This is a genomic window from Kitasatospora arboriphila (assembly GCF_039528095.1).
In the GTDB taxonomy this organism is placed as follows: Bacteria; Actinomycetota; Actinomycetes; order Streptomycetales; family Streptomycetaceae; genus Kitasatospora; species Kitasatospora arboriphila.
The window spans coordinates 20,897-38,486 of sequence record NZ_BAAALD010000072.1; the positions used below are offsets into that span (position 1 = coordinate 20,897).

Genomic DNA, 17,590 nt, shown 5'->3' on the forward strand with positions numbered 1-17,590 from the left:
GCGGCTGTGAGACGCAGCGCCCAGCAGGTGCCACCGACCACCACCTTGAGGATGGCGAGGTCGATGCGGGATAGGGGCCGGTAACGACGGTCCAGCCGAGCCGTTCGACGAGGCGGGCCATGGCAGCGGACTAGCGGCGCAGCGAGGGTGGAGCGGACCTCGCGGACGGCGCGCTCGCGGAGTTCATCGGGGTACTTACGTGGTGCTGGCACTGCAGGTGGTTCTCCTTACGCCTGGATCGTAACCCAGGCTTCAAGGACTCCACGAAGATCAGTGCGGCTCACCGGCAGTCACAGGCCGCCGCGGCCAATGGAACCGGAAGGCATCAACACGAACAACACGGCCCAGTGCAGTCGGCAGACCCCAGCCTGCAGACTGCACTGTCCGAGCCACCGACGCCCGAGGATGTCAGAGGAAGTCGAAGTCGGAGCCACCGCCCTGCCTGTGCTCCTCCGTCCAGCGGAACGGACCGAACTTCTTGTACCTGACTCGTCTGACGTAGCCGGGGCCCCTCTCCTCAATGACCTCCTCGTCGGGCGTGCGCTCACGGGCCACGGCCATGGCGACGGCCCCCCCGACGGTCTCAAGCAGCACGACCAGCGTGCTGCCCCAGCCGGACGGGATGCCAACGGGGAATCCAGCCAGATGTGAGATCCATCCTCCGAGACGGAGAGTGGCGGGAGCCAGCCAGATCAGCTCGGCAGCGATGGCGAAGAACGGAAGCGCCAGGGTGCAGGCGAACAGGAGGCCCCAGAGGACCTTTCGCTTGGTCCGTTCCTCTCCGGCCAGCTCCTCCATGACCAATCCACGCAGGGCCCTGTTCCCCAAAACACCGACCTTGGCCGTCGCGACACCCACGGCAAGGAAGGACATGTTGAGGACCGCGACGCAGATCGCCAGCGCAGGGAACTTCCCACCGTCGTTGGGCAGGGTGAAGCCGGCCACCCAGAACGAGGCCGCCCACATGCCGATCGCCCCTCCGAGAAGCCCGAACAGCAGGCTCAACATCCGCACCAGTGCCCGGGCGTTCCGAGCCCGGGGACCGGCGTTCCGGGCCGCTTCCGCCTCGGCCACCGCAAGCTTCCCGCTCAGCTCGGCCGCCTTGGCCTCCGACTCCTGCACCAGGAGGCCGGCCTCGGTAACCGCCAACGCTTGGATGGAGGGGGGCACGGTGCCGCTGCCGAGTGGGCTGCGGAGGGCCTGGTGGGCCAACGCGACGGCACGCGGATTGCGGGCCAGTACGAGGCTCCCTCCCTCGGCCGAGGTGACGCTCAGCGTCGGAGTCTGGTCCGACACCTGTTTGGGTACCCAGTGGCTGATGAATTGGTACAGCTCGTCGGCACTGATGAAGCCGTCCCCGTTGAGGTCGGCCTCCCCGGTCTGCAAACCGCGCACAACTGCGGAGGTGAACACCGAGGGCTGGCCTTCGACTCGACTGGCCAGGTCGGTCTCGTGTGCGGTCTCGTAGCTGTACTGGAGGGCGGTGGAGGAAGTGATGACGATCCGGCCGCTGCCCTCGAAGGTCTCCTTGAGTTCGACCTCCTGGTCGCCGCGGGTACGCATTCCCCTGTTGAATGCTCCGCTATAGCAGCAGTCGAGCAGCAGGATGATGCGTCGGCTGCGGCTCTCTTCCATACGGGCGGCGATGAATTCCGCTTCGACCGAGGTGGCGGCCAGCGCGTCGAACTTGCTGTCCTTGGTGATGAAGTGCAGTTGATTGCGACGGTTCTTGCGCCCGTGACATGACAAGTGCAACAACAGGGTGTCGTCGCTGGTGGCGGAGCTGAAAAACTGCTCGATCGCGATCTTCCATTCCAGCGTCGATGCGCCGGACAGTACGTTCACCTCGAACCCGCCGATCGCCGGGTCGCCGAGGACATCGCGCAGTCGCTCGGCGTCATAGGCCGCGCCGGGCAGAGCCGCAAACCGGGAGTCGTCATATGTCTCGGCGGCCAGCACAAGGGCCCGCTTAGCCATCGGAGTCCTCCTCGCGGCCGGTGGAAGCGAGGTGCGCCAGGAAAGCTTCGACGATCCGACGGCGCCCGGCGGGCGACCCAGCTTCCAGGACCAGCTCGCTGTCCCCGATCCGGATGGTGACCGTGCCCGAGGTACGACGGGCCAGCCAGTCCTGGACCAGCAAAATCAGCGCCCGGACGGCGGGTGCTCCAGCCAGGCCCAGGACCAGGGAACTGTAGACGGTGGCGTCACCGGCCCGGGTGCCGCGGGGTGCCGGCGGGGCCGGAGTATGTTCCATGTGGAGCAGTGGGAGCTGGTCGAGTTCCTCGATCAGCGACTCCATCTCGCGTTCGGTCGTCTCCGCGCCGTCCGAATCGCTGAAGACAAGGCCGATCTCTACTGATTCTCGTGCTCGATTCATTCCGCCCCCCTGGGTGTGGCAAATCAAGGTGCGGACAGAGTGCCACAAGCGAGTTGCTCACGAGGGGAGTTCATCGAATCGGCCTCGGGTTGTCGTAGATGCTGAGGGCCGCGGGCCGGCGCGTAGTGCCTGGGGCTTCGCCCTGATGGGTGGACACGCTGATACTGGATCTGCTTGATCCGGAGGAAGCGAGAACACCGCCGATGGCGATGAAGGACTACTCGGACGAGTTCAAGGCCGATGCCGTGGCCCTGTACGAGTCCACGCCCGGGGCAACGTACAAGGACATCGCCGCTGACCTGGGCATCAACAGGGCGACGCTGCGCGAGTGGGTGCTGCGGGACCGCGGACGCCGCGGCACCGCCCCCACCGGCCCCCGGACCGGCGGGACGGCCGTGGCCCGGGCAGGGCACCCGGCTGCGTCCGACGATCCGGACGAGCGGGCGGTGCGGTGCTCGGCATAGACCTTGGTGAAGATGCGGTTGTGGACCTCGCGGTAGTTCAGCGAGCGGACCAGGTGCAGGGCGATGAAGTCCTTCAGGGTCTGCATGTGCTGTTCGTGCTGGCCCCTGGGCCGAACTCATTTTGAGATGATCAGTTAGTGGGGGCGAGCGCGGCGCGGTTCAGGGGTACCGCCCGCAAGAAGGTCCGGCGTCGGGCCGGGTCGGCGATGGTATTGGCCTTGGCCAGGATGAGTCGCTGCGCCTCGCCGAGCGCCCGCGTGGCCTCTCGGTCCCGGCCCAGCCTGAGCAGGACGGTGTGGTGCAGGTAGTACACCTCCTCGCTGCGCAGTGCGGGCATGGCGCCGCCGGCCTCCTCCAGGCGGCGGACCGCCTTGCTGCTGTGGTCCACGGCCTCGTGCGAGCTGCGGAGCTCCAGGCAGGCCGTGGCGAGCAGACAGCGGGCGGCGACTTCACTGCGCTGGTAGCCGGTGCGGCGGCACTCGTCGACCGACTTGTGTAGCAGCCGCTCCGCGCGGGCAGGATCGCGCCGCGTGTACGCAGGGTGCAGCAGCAGTTCCGCCAGGTAGTTTCGGACCAGCGTGGCGATGCCCTTGTGCGGGCGCGAGGACTGGAGCGCCCAGGCCGCAATGATCTCCCCAGCTGCCTCGGCCGGCCTGGCGTCCTCGAGCCGGGCCTTGCCGAGGAGGGCGCGGTTGTACGCCTGATGGGGGCTATCGGCGGCGTAGCCGCCGAGCGAGTCGATCTCTGCCGAAAGCATTGCCTCGGCCTCTGCGAACCTGCCAGCGGCGATGAGCAACTGGGAGAGGTAGTTGGTCGAGGTGGCCCGGAGGTCCCGCAGGCCGGCGCCAGCCGCCTCGGCGACGGCTAGGCGCAGCAGCCGCTCTCCTTCGTCGAACCGGCCGCGGTCGAATTCGGCCACTCCACTCATGCAGTTCAGTTTCGCAGTTCGAAGCGTCCAGTGGGCACTGTCGTTCATTGGCCGGCCGGTAAACCCGGCGGCCACCTGCCGGGCCCGATCGAGTAGCCGCCCGCCCTGTTCCATCGAGCGCCCGATTGTGTGGTGGCCCAGAAGGGTCAGCGCGTCTACCAGCAGGAGCTCGTCCTCGCTCGCCTCGGCCAGCGAAGTGGCCATGGCCAGCGCCGCCACACCCTCGGTCAGCCCGTTGGCGCCGACCAGAAACCGGCCCCTGAGCAGCGCGGCGATCGCCCGGGAGCGGCTGTCCCCGAGTGACGCGGCGGTCTGCCAGGCCTCGTCCACCAAGGATTTCTGGCTCATGCCGAGGACAGGAGCGTTGCCGTCGGACCACCAAAGCTCGGACGCATCGAGCACCAGGCGGAGGGTGTCGAGCCGCAGCTGCCGCGCTCGTGCATCTGTCAGTTCACGTAGTAGCGGCAGCAGTTCGAGGCCTTGATGTACCACGTCCCGGTACCGTCCTTCAGCGAAGGCTCGCTCCGCGCACCGGTGCCCGCGGACCGCGTCGTCAAAGGCCTCCACGCTACTCCTTCCCCGGAACCGCCAGTTCGTGTCCATCCCTCAGAGACTGCCCGTACCTGCGTTGCGTATACGCTCTGTGGTGGCAATGAGCCACTCCGACGGACACAGGTCGGGGTTTCCATCGAGCAGTTGCTCGCAGCGCTCGAGGTGTCGCACGGTCAGGGCGTCATTGTGGCGGCGATGTTCGGCCAGGGCGTCACACAGCGCTGCGGCGACCGGTTCGTCCTTGCAACCGCCGCGCCGATAGGCCGCCCGAGCCGCTCGGGCCGATTCCTCGGCCTCCACGCAGCGGCCGGTCTCCCACAGCACCCAGGCCCGGTTGAAGAAGCACAACCCTTCCGCCCTGGCCATCTCCGTCTCGGCGCCGAGCACCACACCCTGCTCGAAGGCCTCCAGCGCCGCGGCCAAGTCGCCCTCAGCGCATCGGGCGAGGCCCAGTGTGTTAAAGGCGTAGCCGAGTGCCTCCGGTATGCCTGATTCCCGGTATGCGGCGATCGCGCCGCTGATGGCTTCCGCGACCAGCGTCCAGTTCCGTTGTGCGACATACGCGCAGGCGAGCGCGTCACCCAGCCGTGCGCGAGTGAGCGGGGAGGCGGAATACGGTTCACCGGTCAGATTGGCGAGTTCGGCCGCGGTTTCGAGGGCCTGCTCGGGCCGGCCGGCGTAGCTGTGCGCGAGGCTCAAGCACATCAGGCTGTGTGACACCTCTTCGACATTGCCAAGTTCTGAGGCGAGTTCCGCGGCCAGCGTGAGCCGGAGGATAGCCTCGGGACGGTTCTCGAACCGGTCCAGATCGCCCAGTAGGAACAGGATTCGCTGAAGCCGGGCGCGGTGCTGCGGAGCGGTTGCCAGGGCGGCAGCCTGTTCGAGCAGTTCGCGAGCGCGAGGTTGCGGGCCAGCGATGTAGTGTGCGTGCCCACCGACGACCAGGTGGGCGAGCCGCGCCTCCGCGCTGCCGAGTAGCCCGACGAGCCTGCTGTGCTGACCCAGCACCGCTGCCACAGACCCCTGCCAGAGCAGGAATTCTGCCACCTGGTCGAGCACCAGGGCCGCCTCGTCGTAGTCGCCAGCCTGAATGCGGTGCTCCAGTTCGCGGCGATTCGGGTCGACGTCGAGCGGGCTCTGCCAGGTCTCTGGAGAAGTCGCCGTCCGGGCATACCAGTCGGCGATTCGTCGGTGCAGCCTCCGCGCCAGGCTCGGCGAGGCGCTCCGAAGACTATTCCGGGCGATGTCGGCATCCATCGGGTGCAGCGAGTAGCTGCGGGTCTGCCGGTCCTGCCGGACCAGGTAGCTGTCGATGAGCTTTCGGAGTACCTCACGCACTTCGAGAGCTGGCGCCACTGGCTGGAGTACCCACTCGATAGCCTCCAGCTTCGTGGGCGTGCCGAAGACCGAGAGCACGTCCACCACCAGTCGGGGCTCCTCGCTCAGCGCCTCGTAATGGCGGTGAGCCAACTGATCCACCACGTTGGTCAGAGCATCACTGTCGGTCAGCCATTCGCGGAGTGTGCGCATGGTGAGGTCGTCGCGAAGCGCGCCGGCTATGAGTTCCAGCCCCCGCGGCACCCCGTATACCCGGCGGGCGGTCGCGGCCAGCAGTTCCTCGTCGGCCTCTCGGATGCCACTGTGGCCATACGGGTCGAGTTCCCGCAACAGGGACACTGCGTCCCGGTCGGGCAGCCCGTCGCGTAGCTCCACCCGGTGCTCGGCCCGACTCAGCTGCGGCGACAGGCTCAGTGGAATCTGGCTGGTGAGCAGGAGACGAGGCGCCCGTTCATGGCTTACCAAAGCCTCGATCAGCTCGCCCAGTTCGGGCTCGGCCGGGCGGGCGTCCACGTCGAGCACGTCCTCCAGGTTGTCGAAGAGGAGCAGCACTTCGCGCGGCGCCAGCGCGTCGAACAGCGCGCTGGCCTTTTCCCCGGCCCGGCGCCCGCTCGCCCATGTCCGGTGCAGCCGGGCGGCCTTTTCGTCACTCAGCAGCGATAGACAGTCGAAGAACACCCGCTCGAAGGTGATCCCGGAGGTGCGCTGCCCCAGGTAGACCACCGCGTCCAGCGGTTTGGTCCGGGCTCCGTCCGGCCACTTGCCATCGGCGGCACTGGTGGCCGCCCGGACCGCGAGCAGGCTTTTCCCGATGCCACGGCGGCCGAGCAGGCTGATGATCCGCACGGCCGGGTCCTGGAGCAGCCGGCGGATCTCCGGCAGTTCGCGCACCCGATCCTTGAAGGAATGCAGGCCGAACGCCGTCCGCTGGCCGATGATCTGGCATTGGTGAGGTACCGGCTCTTCATGCTGCTCGCCGGACTCAGGCATCATCGCCTCCACTCCTCCGATCCGAGCTCTCCAACTCTGTTGGAATCAACCGGACTTCCCCACGCGTTCGGCTCCTGACAGGATAGGCCCCAGCCACACGGGAGAGCGAGACTGATGGCCCGTCGTCACATTTGGGTCGCTGCAACGACCGCCGCCGGAGCTGCCATGGTCGTGGCAGGCTGGTTGATTCAGGGCGCCGACTACGTCCCGGGATTCTTGCTGCAGATCGGCTCCACTCTGGTTCTGATCGTTCCGATCGCTCTGCTGGAACGGCGGCTGACCGGGACGGAGCAGAACACTGAAGCATTGGGCCGGGAACTGCGCGAGGTAGGCGAGCAGTTGGGCCGAACGGCCGAGCAGGTACAGCAGTTGGGGCGCTTGTCCCTGGAAGACGGGTTTAGCCAGCGGGACGCCGCTCTGCGGGAGGCGGAGAGTCGGCCCGGCCAGCAGTCAGTGGCGCGGGCACTTCGCGAGGCGCAGACCATCGGCGCGGTGTCGGCCAAGGGTGTCCGGGTGGCCCCGGAGGGGCACCCGGACAGCCTGCGTTTCCGCCCAGTTGCCGGCAGCCGGGAGGGACTGGATGTTCGGGTGGAGTCGCCCGACGGGGCGAAGGTCTCGGACTGGCAGGCGTGGCGACCGGGCGAGCACGACCGGAAGGTGTGCCGACGCCTCGACGCCGCCGCCCGCACCGCCGGGCTAGAGCCACAGCGGCTGGCCGCGCTGCCGGTCAGCAGCTTGATCGCACTCGTGCGCCTGGCAGTGAGTCGGCATTCCGGCGAGGGCCGGGACCTGGGAGCCGTGGTGCAAGCAGCAACTGCGGAGTGGGTGGTGAGCGACGAGGGCCTGTACGGCCGCCAGCTACCGTACAGGATTCCCCGTCAGGTACTGGAGCGCGAGCTCGCCCCGGCGGAGCTGGACACGTATCGGGCACGCAACACCCCGCTCGCTGACCCTGCTGGACTCGCCACGGCCGTAGCTTGCGCTCGCGCCGCCTACCGGGCCGAACAGCTCGGCCCAGGCTCCGATCCTGGTGCGACGACCTCGGTGTCGACCGCCCACTAGAGATCGTCTTCAAAGATCAGAGCCAGAGCAGGATCGATGCGATGGTGGTCGCGTGCTCCCTTTTGCCACCTGCAGCGTGCTGGGATGAGCAGCGCCCCGCATTCGCAGGTGCACGCGGCGCGGCCCTCCCAGCCGATCTCGGGCCGTCCTAGTCGCAGTCGTGGGTGGCTCGACCGGGCTGCCGTCCTCGAACTGGGCGTCTCCTGCGTCGCCGCAGGCGCCGCACTCCCACTGTGCGTGCCAGGACACCGTGGGCTGCCGGGTGGTGGTCACTCGTCGTCTCCTTTAGGTCGCGGCCGTTCCGGCCTGGCAGGCCGAGATGGCGGGCGCGCGGGGTGGGTCAGCCGGCGACGGTCTCGGCGTGCCGGGTGAGCGCGTCCAGGAGCGCGGTCTGCTGCTCGGTCAGCTTGCCCTCGGTGCGGGCCTTTGCCTGCTTGCGCAGCCAGGTGCCGGGCCGGAAGGTCGGGTCCGCCTCGCCGCCGGTGCGATTCGCCGGGCCGTGGAGGGTTCCGCCGGCGGCGAGGTAGGCGAGCAGGCGGCGGTAGGAGCGGTTCCAGTCCGGCTCCAGGCGCCACAGCTCGTCCAGGCCGTCGAGCTTCGCGACCTGGTCGGTGGTGAGGTTGTCGGCCTTGCGCTGGCGGCGCATCCACGCGCCCACCGCGTAGTCGTCCAGCTTCGCGGTCGCCGGGATCGCGAGGTGGCCCTGCTGCTGGGGGGTCGGGTCTGTACAGCCAGCGGGTCTGTTCCGTAGTCGGTGGTGACGGAGGGTGTGGTCAGCCCAGGAGGATGCGGTGGCGGAGGAGGGGAAAGCTCGCGCGGCCGTACATCTGGCGCTTGATCAGCTTGGTCTTGTTGTTGACTCCTTCGGTGCCGCCGTTGTGGTGCGGCAGGGTGAGGGCGGCGTCGACTGCGGCGCGGTCCTTCTCGAGGCCCCGGGTGAAGGCATGCAGATGGGGCAGGTCCTCGGCTTGGGCCGAGGTGATCCAGGTGCTCAGCAGGGCGGCATGGCCGTCGGCGGGATCCAGTAGCGCAGCGAAGCCGTGGATGAGGTCGGCCAGAGCGGTCATCTCGTGGCAGACGGCTCGGGCGGCCTCGATACGTTCCCGCTGGTGGTTCTTGACGTGATCGGGGCGGGTGAGGAGGTAACGGGCCAGGCGCCGGGGCGAGAGCGCGGGCCGGTCGGCCTCGACACGGCCCTGGTTGATGTATCGGACCAGCAGGTTCGAGCTGCCGGAGTAGCCCAGTTCCCTGATCTCCTGGAGGAGATGAGTGACAGGGACGGCCGGATTCTCCAGCCGGCGCCGGCGCAGGTGATCGCGGTACGGATCTACGAGGGTGGGCCGGTACTTGGGGGCGCGGATGAGGCGCTCCGGCTCGGCGACGCGGTCGTAGCGCTTGACGGTGTTGAGAGCCAGGTTCAGGCGCCGTGCGCACTCCAGCAGTCCGACGCCGCGCTCGCGCAGGGCGTGGACCTGCTGCCAGCGCTCGCGGGTGGTGGCGGCCTGTCTCCCCTCGGCCGGGGGTGGGCCCGCTTTCGCCCAGCAACTGCTGTGCTCGGCGACTTGAGCTGCACTGATCTTCGTGGAGTCCTTGAAGCCTGGGTTACGATCCAGGCGTAAGGAGAACCACCTGCAGTGCCAGCACCACGTAAGTACCCCGATGAACTTTGCGAGCGCGCCGTCCGCGAGGTCCGCTCCACCGGCCGCCCGGTGGCTCATGTCGCCCGCGACCTCGGCATCCACAAGGAGGCCCTGCGGTCATGGGTCCGCCAGGCCGAGGCTGACGCCGGCGAGCGCGACGACCGCCTGAGCAGCTCCGAGCTTGACGAACTGAAGCAACTCCGGAAAGAGAATGCCGAGTTGAGGCGGGCCAACGAGATCCTCAAGGCCGCCAGCGTGTTTTTTGCCCAGGAGATCGACCGTCCCCGGACGAGGCCGAGCAGGTGATCGACCACCTGCGAGAGGGCTTCGGGGTCGATCCCGTCTGCCGGGTGCTGGAGCTGTCGCCCTCGACGTACTTCGCGCGCAAGACCCGACTGAAGTCCGCCCGCCGTCTGCGTGACGAGGAGCTGATCCCGCTGGTCAAAGCCGCGTGGGAGGACTCCGGCCGCACCTACGGCGCCCGCCGGGTCACCCGCGCGCTGGTCCGCGCCGGCCACGCGGTGGCCCGCTGCACGGTCGAGCGGCTGATGCGGGAACTCGGGATCGAGGGCGTCATCCGCGGGCAGCGGCGCCGCACCACGGTCCCCGAGCCAGCCGCGCCGCGTCCGCCGGACTTGGTCAACCGGCGGTTCACCGCCGAGCGGCCGAACCAGCTGTGGCTGGCCGACCTGACCTACGTCCGGACCTGGTCGGGCTGGGTCTACGTGGCGTTCGTCCTGGACGCGTACTCGCGCCGGATCGTGGGCTGGCAGGCCGCCACCCACATGCGCACCGACCTGCCGCTGGACGCGCTGGAGATGGCGCTGTGGCGGCAGAAGATCAAGAAGGGCGCCGACCTCATTCATCACAGCGACCGCGGGTCGCAATACGTGTCCATTCGCTACACAGAGCGATTGGCCGAGGTCGGCGCCTCGGCGTCCGTGGGTTCCGTCGCCGACTCGTACGACAATGCGATGGCCGAGGCCCTGAACGGCACGTTCAAGGCCGAACTGATCGAGCATCAGGGTCCGTGGCGGGACTTCGACGAGGTCGAGCGGGGCGTCTTCCAGTGGGTCGCGTGGTACAACGGTGAACGGCTCCACTCCGCCCTCGGCTACCTGCCACCCGACGAGTATGAACAGGCGTACTGGGCCAGACCGGAGCAAGTCCCACAGACCGCTTGATCACACGATCGCGGACTCTACGAAAGTCGGGGCAGCTCATCAAAAGTTCGTTGAGACGGGTCAGGTGCGTGAAGGGTCAAGCGTTAACGCCGTTAACGCCCACCCCTCGTGTCGGCGGCGCTGCGCACATTGGCCTAGGGCGGGTGCGCAGATGCGCACCTGGTCGACGGATGTGCGCGCGGGCCTGCGCAGTGGCGGCCCTCCCCGGCCGGTGCTGGAGGGGTCAGTCGAGGGGGTGGGCGTGGAGGGGTGTGTCCGGCAGGGGACGGCCCACGCAGTCGAGGACGTGGACCAGGCCGCCGTCCTCGATCTCGACCCGGACGGTCCGATCGGTGTCCGCGTAGAGCGGGTAGCCGTGCGGGCCGGATCCGGCCTGCTGCTCCACGGCGACGGTTTCTTTCTTCCAGTGGGAGCCGGCCGGGCCGGGGAAGGTCAGCTTCCAGCGGGTCGGCAGCGTTGCCATGGCGATCACGACCTCTCCGGCACGGGGAAGACCATTGTCCGACGTGCGGCGAAGACGTGCCTTGGCCGACGCCAGGCTGCTGGGCTCTGAGAAAGCAAAAGAGGCCGCCACTCCGCGCTTGGCAGGGTGACGGCCTCTGGTCGTTGCCAGGTAGCTGGCGGCTGCTGCGCACCCGGACGCCAGCAGGCCTGGCCGGGGTGCGCAGGTGTGCAGCATCAGGCCCAGGTACTCACCGGGCAGTGCGCAGCTGCGCGGGCCGACATGGCGACGGGTGCGCACCGGCGGCGCGCACAGCTGAGGGACCTGCGCACCCGCCGGTGCGCAGCTGCGCAGGCGGCGCGGCGGGTGCGCAGCGGTGCTGTCCCGGGGCGGGTTCGGTCAGTTGGCGGTGGGCAGGGGTGGCAGGTAGCGGCAGGCTGCGGCGTGGTCGGTGACCTGCTGGCGGACCGCGTAGAGGGCCATGGCCTCGGTCTGGGGGCGGCGCTGGCGGCATCCGGTGCACTGCCACCACGCCTGGTTCGGGTCGGGCAGGACGGCTTCGGTGGGCCAGGGGGTCGCGCCGATCAGCTCGATGGTGGCGCCGCCGTGGGTGAGCTGGCGCATCCAGATGTGGCCGGTGCCGCCGCCGGTCGGGGCGTCGCTGATGTGGACCTGGCCGGCGTCCAGGCGAATGTGGCCGTGGTCGGCGGCCTGTTCCAGCAGGGTCATCAGCCGGTCGTGGCTGCCAAGGGCCTCGCCGCCGGGGATCGCCCGGAGCCAGGGATGGAGGGCGCCGATGGTGGTGCACCGCTGACCGGTCCGCTCCAGTTCGTCCAGGGCGGTGAGGAGCACGGTGTAGGCGTCGTCGCGGCGCAGCAGGCCGTCGTACGGGTCCGGTGCGAAGTCGGCGAGGTGCTTGGCGACAGCCATGGCCGTGTCGGGCAGGCCGGGGTGGTCGGGGTTCAACAGGGTCTCCGTGTCGGTGGTGTCGGGTGTCCAGCCGGGCGGCCGTGCCGCTCACCGGAGCCCCCCCATCAGCCCGGCCGGTAGGCGGGGTGGTGGGGCGCGGGCCGGTGGGCAGCATCGGGGCCCGGGACGGGGATTCAGCGGGCGGTGATCAGGACGAGGACGGCGAGGATGGCGACGGCGATCAGCACGGCGGGGGAGCAGCCGGTGGAGCCTTCGAGCTGCTTGATCTCGGCGTAGATGGCGTCGCATTCGGCCTGGAGGCCGGCGTGTGAGGTGGTGCCCGGGGTGAGGTTGGCGAGGGTGGCGGAGCGCTCGTGGAGGAGCTGGCGGAGTTCGGCGAGGCGGGCATCGCGGGATATGGACCAGGTCATGCGGCTGGCCTTCCGTTCGGCTGTGCGGGGTGGGTCGGGGCCGCCCGCGTGCTGCGGGCGGCCCCGGGGGTGGGCCGGTGTCAGTCGTGCTGGCCGTCGTTGCAGGTGAGGCGGCGGCCGTTGATGTCGACCTGGAGCTGCTGGACGTCGACGACGACGGCTTCGATGCGCGGCTCGGGGACCTCGATGGTCACCGGCACGATCGGCGCCGGGACCGTGGCACCGGGTGCGGCCGGGGCCGCGGTGGGCTGGTTGATGACGGTGGTGGTGATCCAGGAGCCGGTCAGGGCGAGGGCGGCGAGCACGCCCCAGGCGAGCGCGGCCAGGCCGGCGGCGACCGGCTTGCCGGGGCCTTCGGTGCCGGACCAGACCATGGCAACGGTGAGCGTGCCGAACACGGCGGCGCCGAGCTGGATGCCGACGGTGGCGCCCTGGCGCAGCGCCCGGATCAGGATGAGGACGCCGGCGATGGCCCAGGCGGTGTAGAGGGTGCGGGGTCCGGCCGGGAGTCCGGCGCAGTGGGCTTGGAGGTAGTGGTGGATCGGGGTGCTGATCGTGCGCCACAGGCGTCCGGCCGGGACGGTGGAATGCTCGGGCTGGGCGATCCACTGGGCGGCGTGGAGGACGTAGGGGCCGACCGCGCACACGAGCACGATCAGCATGAGCAGGGCGAAGACGGCCAGGGCGACGGTCGTCGCCGTGCTCGGCGTGCCGTAGGCGTCGCGGAGCATCCATCGCGGGGTGTGGCGGGGGGGTGTGCCAGATCCGGTCGGGGCTGTCGAAGCCGTCGGGGTTGTCGGTGTCGGCGGTCGGGGCGGTGTGGTGCTGGGACACGGTGGCTGTCTCCTCGACAGATCGGCGGTACGGGCGGGGTAGGGACGGCGTCGGCCGCCGCCCGGATAGGACGGCGGCCGACTGCGGGCGGGTCAGAGGGTGGCCAGGGTGGCGAGTTGCTCGCGCTCGGCGTCGGACAGTTCCGCGCACGGCAGGCAGGAGCCGAGCGAGCGCAGGGGCAGGCACGTACTCGCCTGCGTTCGACAGACGGGGCAGGTCTGGCGGGCGGCCATCGCTCGTTCCAGGGCGGCGGCCCGGGCGGGGGTCATCAGCCGGACGGGCCGGGCCAGGGAGCGGCGGTACAGGTAGGCGATGCGCTTGCCGCGGCGGCAGACCACCTGGGCGGCCGGTGCTTGGCCCGCCGGCCGGAGGCCTTCGGCGCGCAGTTGGCGGCGGGTGGCCAGGTCGCCGGGCGGGGCCCAGCGCCAGGGGTAGGTGGGCAGGCCGCCGTGGTGGCGGCCGTCGGGGTCGAGGTCGATCGCGCGCACTGGTGCTCTCCGTTTCCGGTGGGTCGGGGTGCGGGCCGGTCGGCCGGTCCCGGCCCCGGACACAGGCCCGCCCACCCGGCCGGGGTGCGGCGGGGTGGGCGGGTGCGGCCGGGGGCGAGGCCGGTGGGCCGGATCAGGTGTGCTCGGTGCCGGCCCCATGGTGGGCCTGCTCGGCGTCGGCGTCGGCGGCCAGGAGCTTCTGCACGGCGGGGTGCATCGGCGGGTTCTCCTGGTGGGTGTCATCCGTTGTTGTTGGTGATGGAGCCGCGCCACCCGGCGGACTGGCGGCCGATGGTGGTCTGGTGGGTGCGATGGACCAGGGCCAGGACAGTGCCGCTCGCGGACGCGCCGTCGCCGCTGGCCGTCGCGCCCGCCCCGGCGCCGGTCGTCGAACTGGTGAGGGAGCGGAGCTTGCCAAGCAGGCACGCAACGCCGACCACCACGGCGGCGACCGCGATCGCCGCCCACTTGAGGACGTGGCCGAGCTGGTCGGCGTGCGGGGCGACCTCGCCCACGGCCGCGCCGAGCATCCACACCGCGCCGCCAGCAGCAAGCGCAGCGAGCGAGCCGTAGAGGACGCAGTCGCGCACAGCCCGCGGCAGGCCCGGGTCTGCGGCCGACTGCGGCACTGCGGCGAAGGACAGGGCAGGGGTGGGCTGCGCCTGCTCGGCGGCGGTCTGGGCGGTGGCGAGGGGGTTGTGGACGGGGACGGCGATGACCTTGCCGTCGACCAGGGCGGGGATCAGGGCCGGTGTCGTGGGGGCGGGCTGGAGCGGGACGGCGACGACGCGGCCGTCGAGCGGGGCGACGACGTAGCCGGGCTCGAGCAGGTAGGCGTTGAGGTCGACCGCCGTGTCGGAGGCGGGGACGGCGGGAGTCTCGTAGACGCTGCTCACGGCAGTCTCCTCGGGGTGCGCAGGGGCGGGATGTGCGGGGGCGCCGGGCGCCTTCTGGGGCCGCCGGGCCCCCGGCCCCTCGTGACGGGGTGGGTCCGGCAGCCCTCGGAGAGGCCGGGAGCGGGTCGTGTGAGGCCTGGTCAGGCTTCGGTGCGGGGGCGGGGGTCGCAGATGGTGACCTGTCCGGCGGTATAGTGGCGGCGCAGGTCGGCGGGCCAGGTGGCGGCGGTCATGTCGGACGCGGCGACGATGGTCTCGACGGCGGCGGTGCGACCGGTGACCACCAGGCGGTGCAGCAGTTCGGCCGCCTTGGTGTCGCGCAGGACGGGCTCGGCGTCGTCGATGACGAGCTTGATGCGCGGCTCGGCCGTGGTGGGCTCGTACTCGCGGCGGCGGGCGGTGCGCTCGGCGACGACGGCGAGGGCCTCGGTGAGCAGTTCGGCCGCCTGGTCGGCGCCGACGGTGCGGTCCGCGCCGGCCAGGCTGCCGGAGGCGGTGCCCTGGATGCCCCAGACGGTGACGGCGCCGTTGGCGGCGAGCTTCTCGGCGGCGATGAGCTGCTGGAGGGTGCGGGTCTTGCCGGAGCCGGGGCGGCCGACGATCAGGTGGTGGGTGGCGGTCATGGTTGCCTTCTTTCTCACGGCATGCGCGGGTGCGGCCGTGCCCGCCTTGCGGTGGCGGGGCGGGCACGGCCGGGGTGGGTCGAGGGCGGTCAGGAGGCGGCGGCGATCCGGGCGGAGCCCCACTTGCCGTGGCCGAGGTCGAGGGCCTCGCCCTTCTCGGCGGCCTTGCGCAGGGTCTGGGAGACCGTGGAGGGGGAGATGCCGAGGTGGGCGGCGATGACGCCGCTGGTGCATTCGCCGCGCTCGTCGAGGTAGGCGAGGATCGCCCGCTTCTTCTCGCCGCGCGCGGGGGCGTTGTTGGCGGAGACGAGGCCCGCGAACTCGGCGGCGGAGGCCGAGGTGGTCTGGGCGGGGATGCGGTCGGCAGGCTTGACCATGCCGGCCCTGGACGCGGCGCCGGCGGGCTGCGCGGTGTCGGCGTTCTCGCTCGCGCCGTCGAACGGGATGTCGACGCCGGGGACGGCGGGCTGCTCGCCGCGGCGGCGGGCCGCCAGGCGCTCGCGCCACTCGGTGTAGGCGCTCCCGCACACCGCGCGGGAGGCCTCGCCGAGGGTGCCGGGCCGGCCGCCCTTCGCCCAGCGGGTGGCGACTTCCTTCTTCTCCGGGCGCCAGCCGCGGAAGACCGCCGCGCGGGCCTCCACGGACTTGATGAACCCGATGCCGGTGGTGGTGGAGCCGGGCATGCCCGGCCAGGTGGTCGGCAGGTCGTTCGGGTCGGCGGGCAGGTTGATCACGTGCCCGGCGGAGCGCTCGGTGGTGCGCAGCGCGATGATGTTGCCGCTGGTGAGTGGCTGGCGGAGCTTGGGGGAGCCGACGGAGTCGAGGGTGGGCAGGTGGGTGATCAGGCGGAGCTTGATGCCGCACTTGCGTCCGAGGATGGCGATGCGCACGGCGATGTCGATGGCTTCGGGGTAGGCGCCCCAGACGTCCTGCCACTCGTCGATGGTGATGACGAGCAGAGGCTCCTCGGGGGTGGGGACGAAGTCGGTTTCGCCGTACATGAGGTCGCCGTCGGCGTCGGTCCAGGTGGAGAACGCGCTCGCCTTGGAGCGGCGGTCGAGTTCGGCGTCGGCGGCCATCAGCATGGCGTAGCACTCGTCGACGCCGGGGGCGAAGTAGTCGAGGTAGTCGCACCAGTAGCCGAAGGACTTGCCGAACTGGGGGTCGCCGCCCCAGGAGCAGATCAGGCCGTCGGCCCAGCGTTCGATGGCGAAGAGGCTGGTGACGACGCCGGACTTGCCGGAGCCGGTGGCGCCGGAGATGTGGTCGTGGACCGCGCCCCAGCCGGGCCTCCACATCTGGTAGAGGGCGGGGCTGCCGTCGATGTGCGGGCCCAGCACGGCGATGCCGGTGGTGGTGTCGAGTGCGGTCTCGACGGGGCAGTGCGGGACCTCGATCAGCGGGTTGGTCTCGTAGACGAGGAGGGTGGCCTTGTCGTTGGTGCCGTCGGCCGGGGCGTCGACCGCGACGGAGGCGACCGGTACGCCCAGGGCGCCGGCGATGCGGCCCGTCATCATGCGGGCGTCGGTCGTGGTGTGCCGTTCCGCGTCGAGGATGATGTCGGCCGCCCACGCGCCCTCGACCTCGAGTTCGCGGACGCCTGCGAGGACGGAGCCGGGCAGCGCGCCCCGGCTGGAGGCGACCTTCGCGGCCCAGCGGGCGGCCTGGAGCGTCACGTCCGCCTCCGCCGGCCCGTGGTCGGCGCGGATGCGTCGGCGCCACCACCACGGGACGGCGGTGGCGGGCAGCCAGGCGAACCACAGCCACCCGGCGATCGGCGCCTCGAACGGCCCGGTGCCCATCAGCGGCATCGCGGTGACCAGGGCCCCGGCCGCCACCGTGGCGGCCGAGGCGCGCAGCAGTTCACCGCGGCGCATCGGCCGGTCGGGCGGGGTCGGCAGCGTGCGGTGGGTGTGCAGGAAGCGCGCGACGCGGTTGGTGTAGGGCTTCTTCTTGCGCCAGGCCCGCAGGCCGGCGACGCCGGCGGGCAGTGCCAGGTCGGCGGCGAGGGCGCCGACGCCGCCGTGGGGTGCCAGGACGATCGCCTGGCCGTAGGCGGCGAGTGCCGCCGCGCTGTAGAGCGGGGCGAGGTGGCGGCGGTGGCGCCAGGCCCTGCGGTAGGCGCCGCGGGCCAGGCGCACCGTCAGGGGGCCGCCTGCGGCGGGGGCGACGGTGCTGGTGTCCGCCCCGGGCAGGGCGGGGTTGGTCTTGCTCACGGTGGTCCCTTCGGGGCGGGATGGGCGGAGGCGGGCGGCGGGAGACGTCCGGGTGCCGGGTGCGGCACCTCGGCCGGGTGCGGCACCTCGGCCGGACACCGCACCGCCCGCCACCCCGCGGGGGGGGGGGGGGGGGGGGGGGGGGGGGGGGGGGGGGGGGGGGGGGCGGGCCGGGGGGGGGCGGGCCGGGGCAGGCGCGGGAGTGCGGGCGGCAGG

Annotated in this window: 16 protein-coding genes and 2 pseudogenes; 3 read left to right on the plus strand and 15 right to left on the minus strand. The window is 70.9% G+C overall.

Annotated elements, in window-relative coordinates; all coding sequences use genetic code 11:
• Positions 1-408 precede the first annotated feature (408 nt).
• Positions 409-1,977 carry a caspase family protein gene (locus ABD353_RS28795; protein WP_344626612.1) on the minus strand — a complete coding sequence of 523 codons (1,569 nt, stop codon included), beginning with the start codon at positions 1,975-1,977 and terminating at the stop codon, positions 409-411.
• Positions 1,970-2,377, minus strand: coding sequence for an effector-associated constant component EACC1 (locus ABD353_RS28800; protein ID WP_344626613.1), 408 nt, complete (start codon positions 2,375-2,377; stop codon positions 1,970-1,972). Before ABD353_RS28800 ends, ABD353_RS28795 begins: the two co-directional genes overlap by 8 nt.
• Before the next feature lie 203 nt (positions 2,378-2,580).
• Here ABD353_RS28800 and ABD353_RS40555 point away from each other — a divergent pair, with 203 nt between their 5' ends.
• A complete protein-coding gene (locus ABD353_RS40555; RefSeq protein ID WP_425555273.1) occupies positions 2,581-2,841 on the plus strand; it encodes a transposase in 261 nt (86 codons plus the stop codon).
• A gap of 130 nt (positions 2,842-2,971) precedes the next feature.
• Here ABD353_RS40555 and ABD353_RS28810 read toward each other — a convergent pair whose 3' ends face one another.
• Together ABD353_RS28810 and ABD353_RS28815 are read right to left on the minus strand one after the other, a co-directional pair.
• Positions 2,972-4,336, minus strand: a complete 1,365-nt coding sequence (locus tag ABD353_RS28810) for a hypothetical protein (protein WP_344626614.1) — start codon at positions 4,334-4,336, stop codon at positions 2,972-2,974.
• 39 nt (positions 4,337-4,375) lie between these two features.
• On the minus strand, positions 4,376-6,661 hold the full coding sequence (locus ABD353_RS28815; RefSeq protein WP_344626615.1) for a hypothetical protein: 2,286 nt from the start codon (positions 6,659-6,661) through the stop codon (positions 4,376-4,378).
• Between the two features lie 153 nt (positions 6,662-6,814).
• Between ABD353_RS28815 and ABD353_RS28820 the strand changes: the two genes are divergently transcribed.
• The gene (locus ABD353_RS28820; protein ID WP_344626616.1) at positions 6,815-7,711 is read left to right on the plus strand and encodes a hypothetical protein; all 897 of its coding nucleotides are present in this window, start codon (positions 6,815-6,817) and stop codon (positions 7,709-7,711) included.
• Positions 7,712-8,051: 340 nt separating this feature from the next.
• Here ABD353_RS28820 and ABD353_RS28825 read toward each other — a convergent pair whose 3' ends face one another.
• From ABD353_RS28825 to ABD353_RS28835, 3 genes and pseudogenes are all read right to left on the minus strand, one after another.
• Positions 8,052-8,297 (minus strand): helicase associated domain-containing protein, encoded by a 246-nt coding sequence (locus ABD353_RS28825; RefSeq protein ID WP_344626626.1) that lies wholly within the window; start codon positions 8,295-8,297, stop codon positions 8,052-8,054.
• Positions 8,298-8,303: 6 nt separating this feature from the next.
• A pseudogene (locus ABD353_RS28830) lies at positions 8,304-8,411 on the minus strand (helicase associated domain-containing protein); the annotation flags it as partial.
• Positions 8,412-8,484: 73 nt separating this feature from the next.
• Positions 8,485-9,279 (minus strand): annotated as a pseudogene (locus ABD353_RS28835) (ISL3 family transposase); the annotation flags it as partial.
• Positions 9,280-9,345: 66 nt separating this feature from the next.
• On the opposite strand from ABD353_RS28835, the gene ABD353_RS28840 reads away from it, so the two are divergent.
• Positions 9,346-10,535, plus strand: a protein-coding gene (locus ABD353_RS28840) for an IS3 family transposase (RefSeq protein WP_344626617.1) whose coding sequence is annotated in 2 segments (ribosomal slippage) — positions 9,346-9,610 and positions 9,610-10,535 — 1,191 coding nt in all. Because the reading frame shifts where the segments join, the coding sequence is not laid out codon by codon here.
• A 223-nt stretch (positions 10,536-10,758) separates the two neighbouring features.
• Here ABD353_RS28840 and ABD353_RS28845 read toward each other — a convergent pair.
• From ABD353_RS28845 to ABD353_RS28880, 8 genes are all read right to left on the minus strand, one after another.
• Complete coding sequence (locus tag ABD353_RS28845) at positions 10,759-10,998, minus strand: DUF6296 family protein (protein ID WP_344626627.1); 240 nt, start codon at positions 10,996-10,998, stop codon at positions 10,759-10,761.
• A 378-nt stretch (positions 10,999-11,376) separates the two neighbouring features.
• A complete protein-coding gene (locus ABD353_RS28850) occupies positions 11,377-11,943 on the minus strand; it encodes a hypothetical protein (protein WP_344626618.1) in 567 nt (188 codons plus the stop codon).
• 137 nt (positions 11,944-12,080) lie between these two features.
• Positions 12,081-12,317: a hypothetical protein gene (locus tag ABD353_RS28855; RefSeq protein ID WP_344626619.1), complete on the minus strand. Its 237-nt coding sequence runs from the start codon at positions 12,315-12,317 to the stop codon at positions 12,081-12,083.
• 80 nt (positions 12,318-12,397) lie between these two features.
• On the minus strand, positions 12,398-13,048 hold the full coding sequence (locus tag ABD353_RS28860) for a hypothetical protein (RefSeq protein WP_344626620.1): 651 nt from the start codon (positions 13,046-13,048) through the stop codon (positions 12,398-12,400).
• 195 nt (positions 13,049-13,243) lie between these two features.
• Positions 13,244-13,639 carry an RRQRL motif-containing zinc-binding protein gene (locus ABD353_RS28865; RefSeq protein ID WP_344626621.1) on the minus strand — a complete coding sequence of 132 codons (396 nt, stop codon included), beginning with the start codon at positions 13,637-13,639 and terminating at the stop codon, positions 13,244-13,246.
• 239 nt (positions 13,640-13,878) lie between these two features.
• On the minus strand, positions 13,879-14,535 hold the full coding sequence (locus tag ABD353_RS28870) for a hypothetical protein (RefSeq protein ID WP_344626622.1): 657 nt from the start codon (positions 14,533-14,535) through the stop codon (positions 13,879-13,881).
• 140 nt (positions 14,536-14,675) lie between these two features.
• A complete protein-coding gene (locus ABD353_RS28875; RefSeq protein WP_344626623.1) occupies positions 14,676-15,158 on the minus strand; it encodes a hypothetical protein in 483 nt (160 codons plus the stop codon).
• 89 nt (positions 15,159-15,247) lie between these two features.
• Positions 15,248-17,374, minus strand: coding sequence for a winged helix-turn-helix transcriptional regulator (locus ABD353_RS28880; protein ID WP_344626624.1), 2,127 nt, complete (start codon positions 17,372-17,374; stop codon positions 15,248-15,250).
• Positions 17,375-17,590 lie beyond the last annotated feature (216 nt).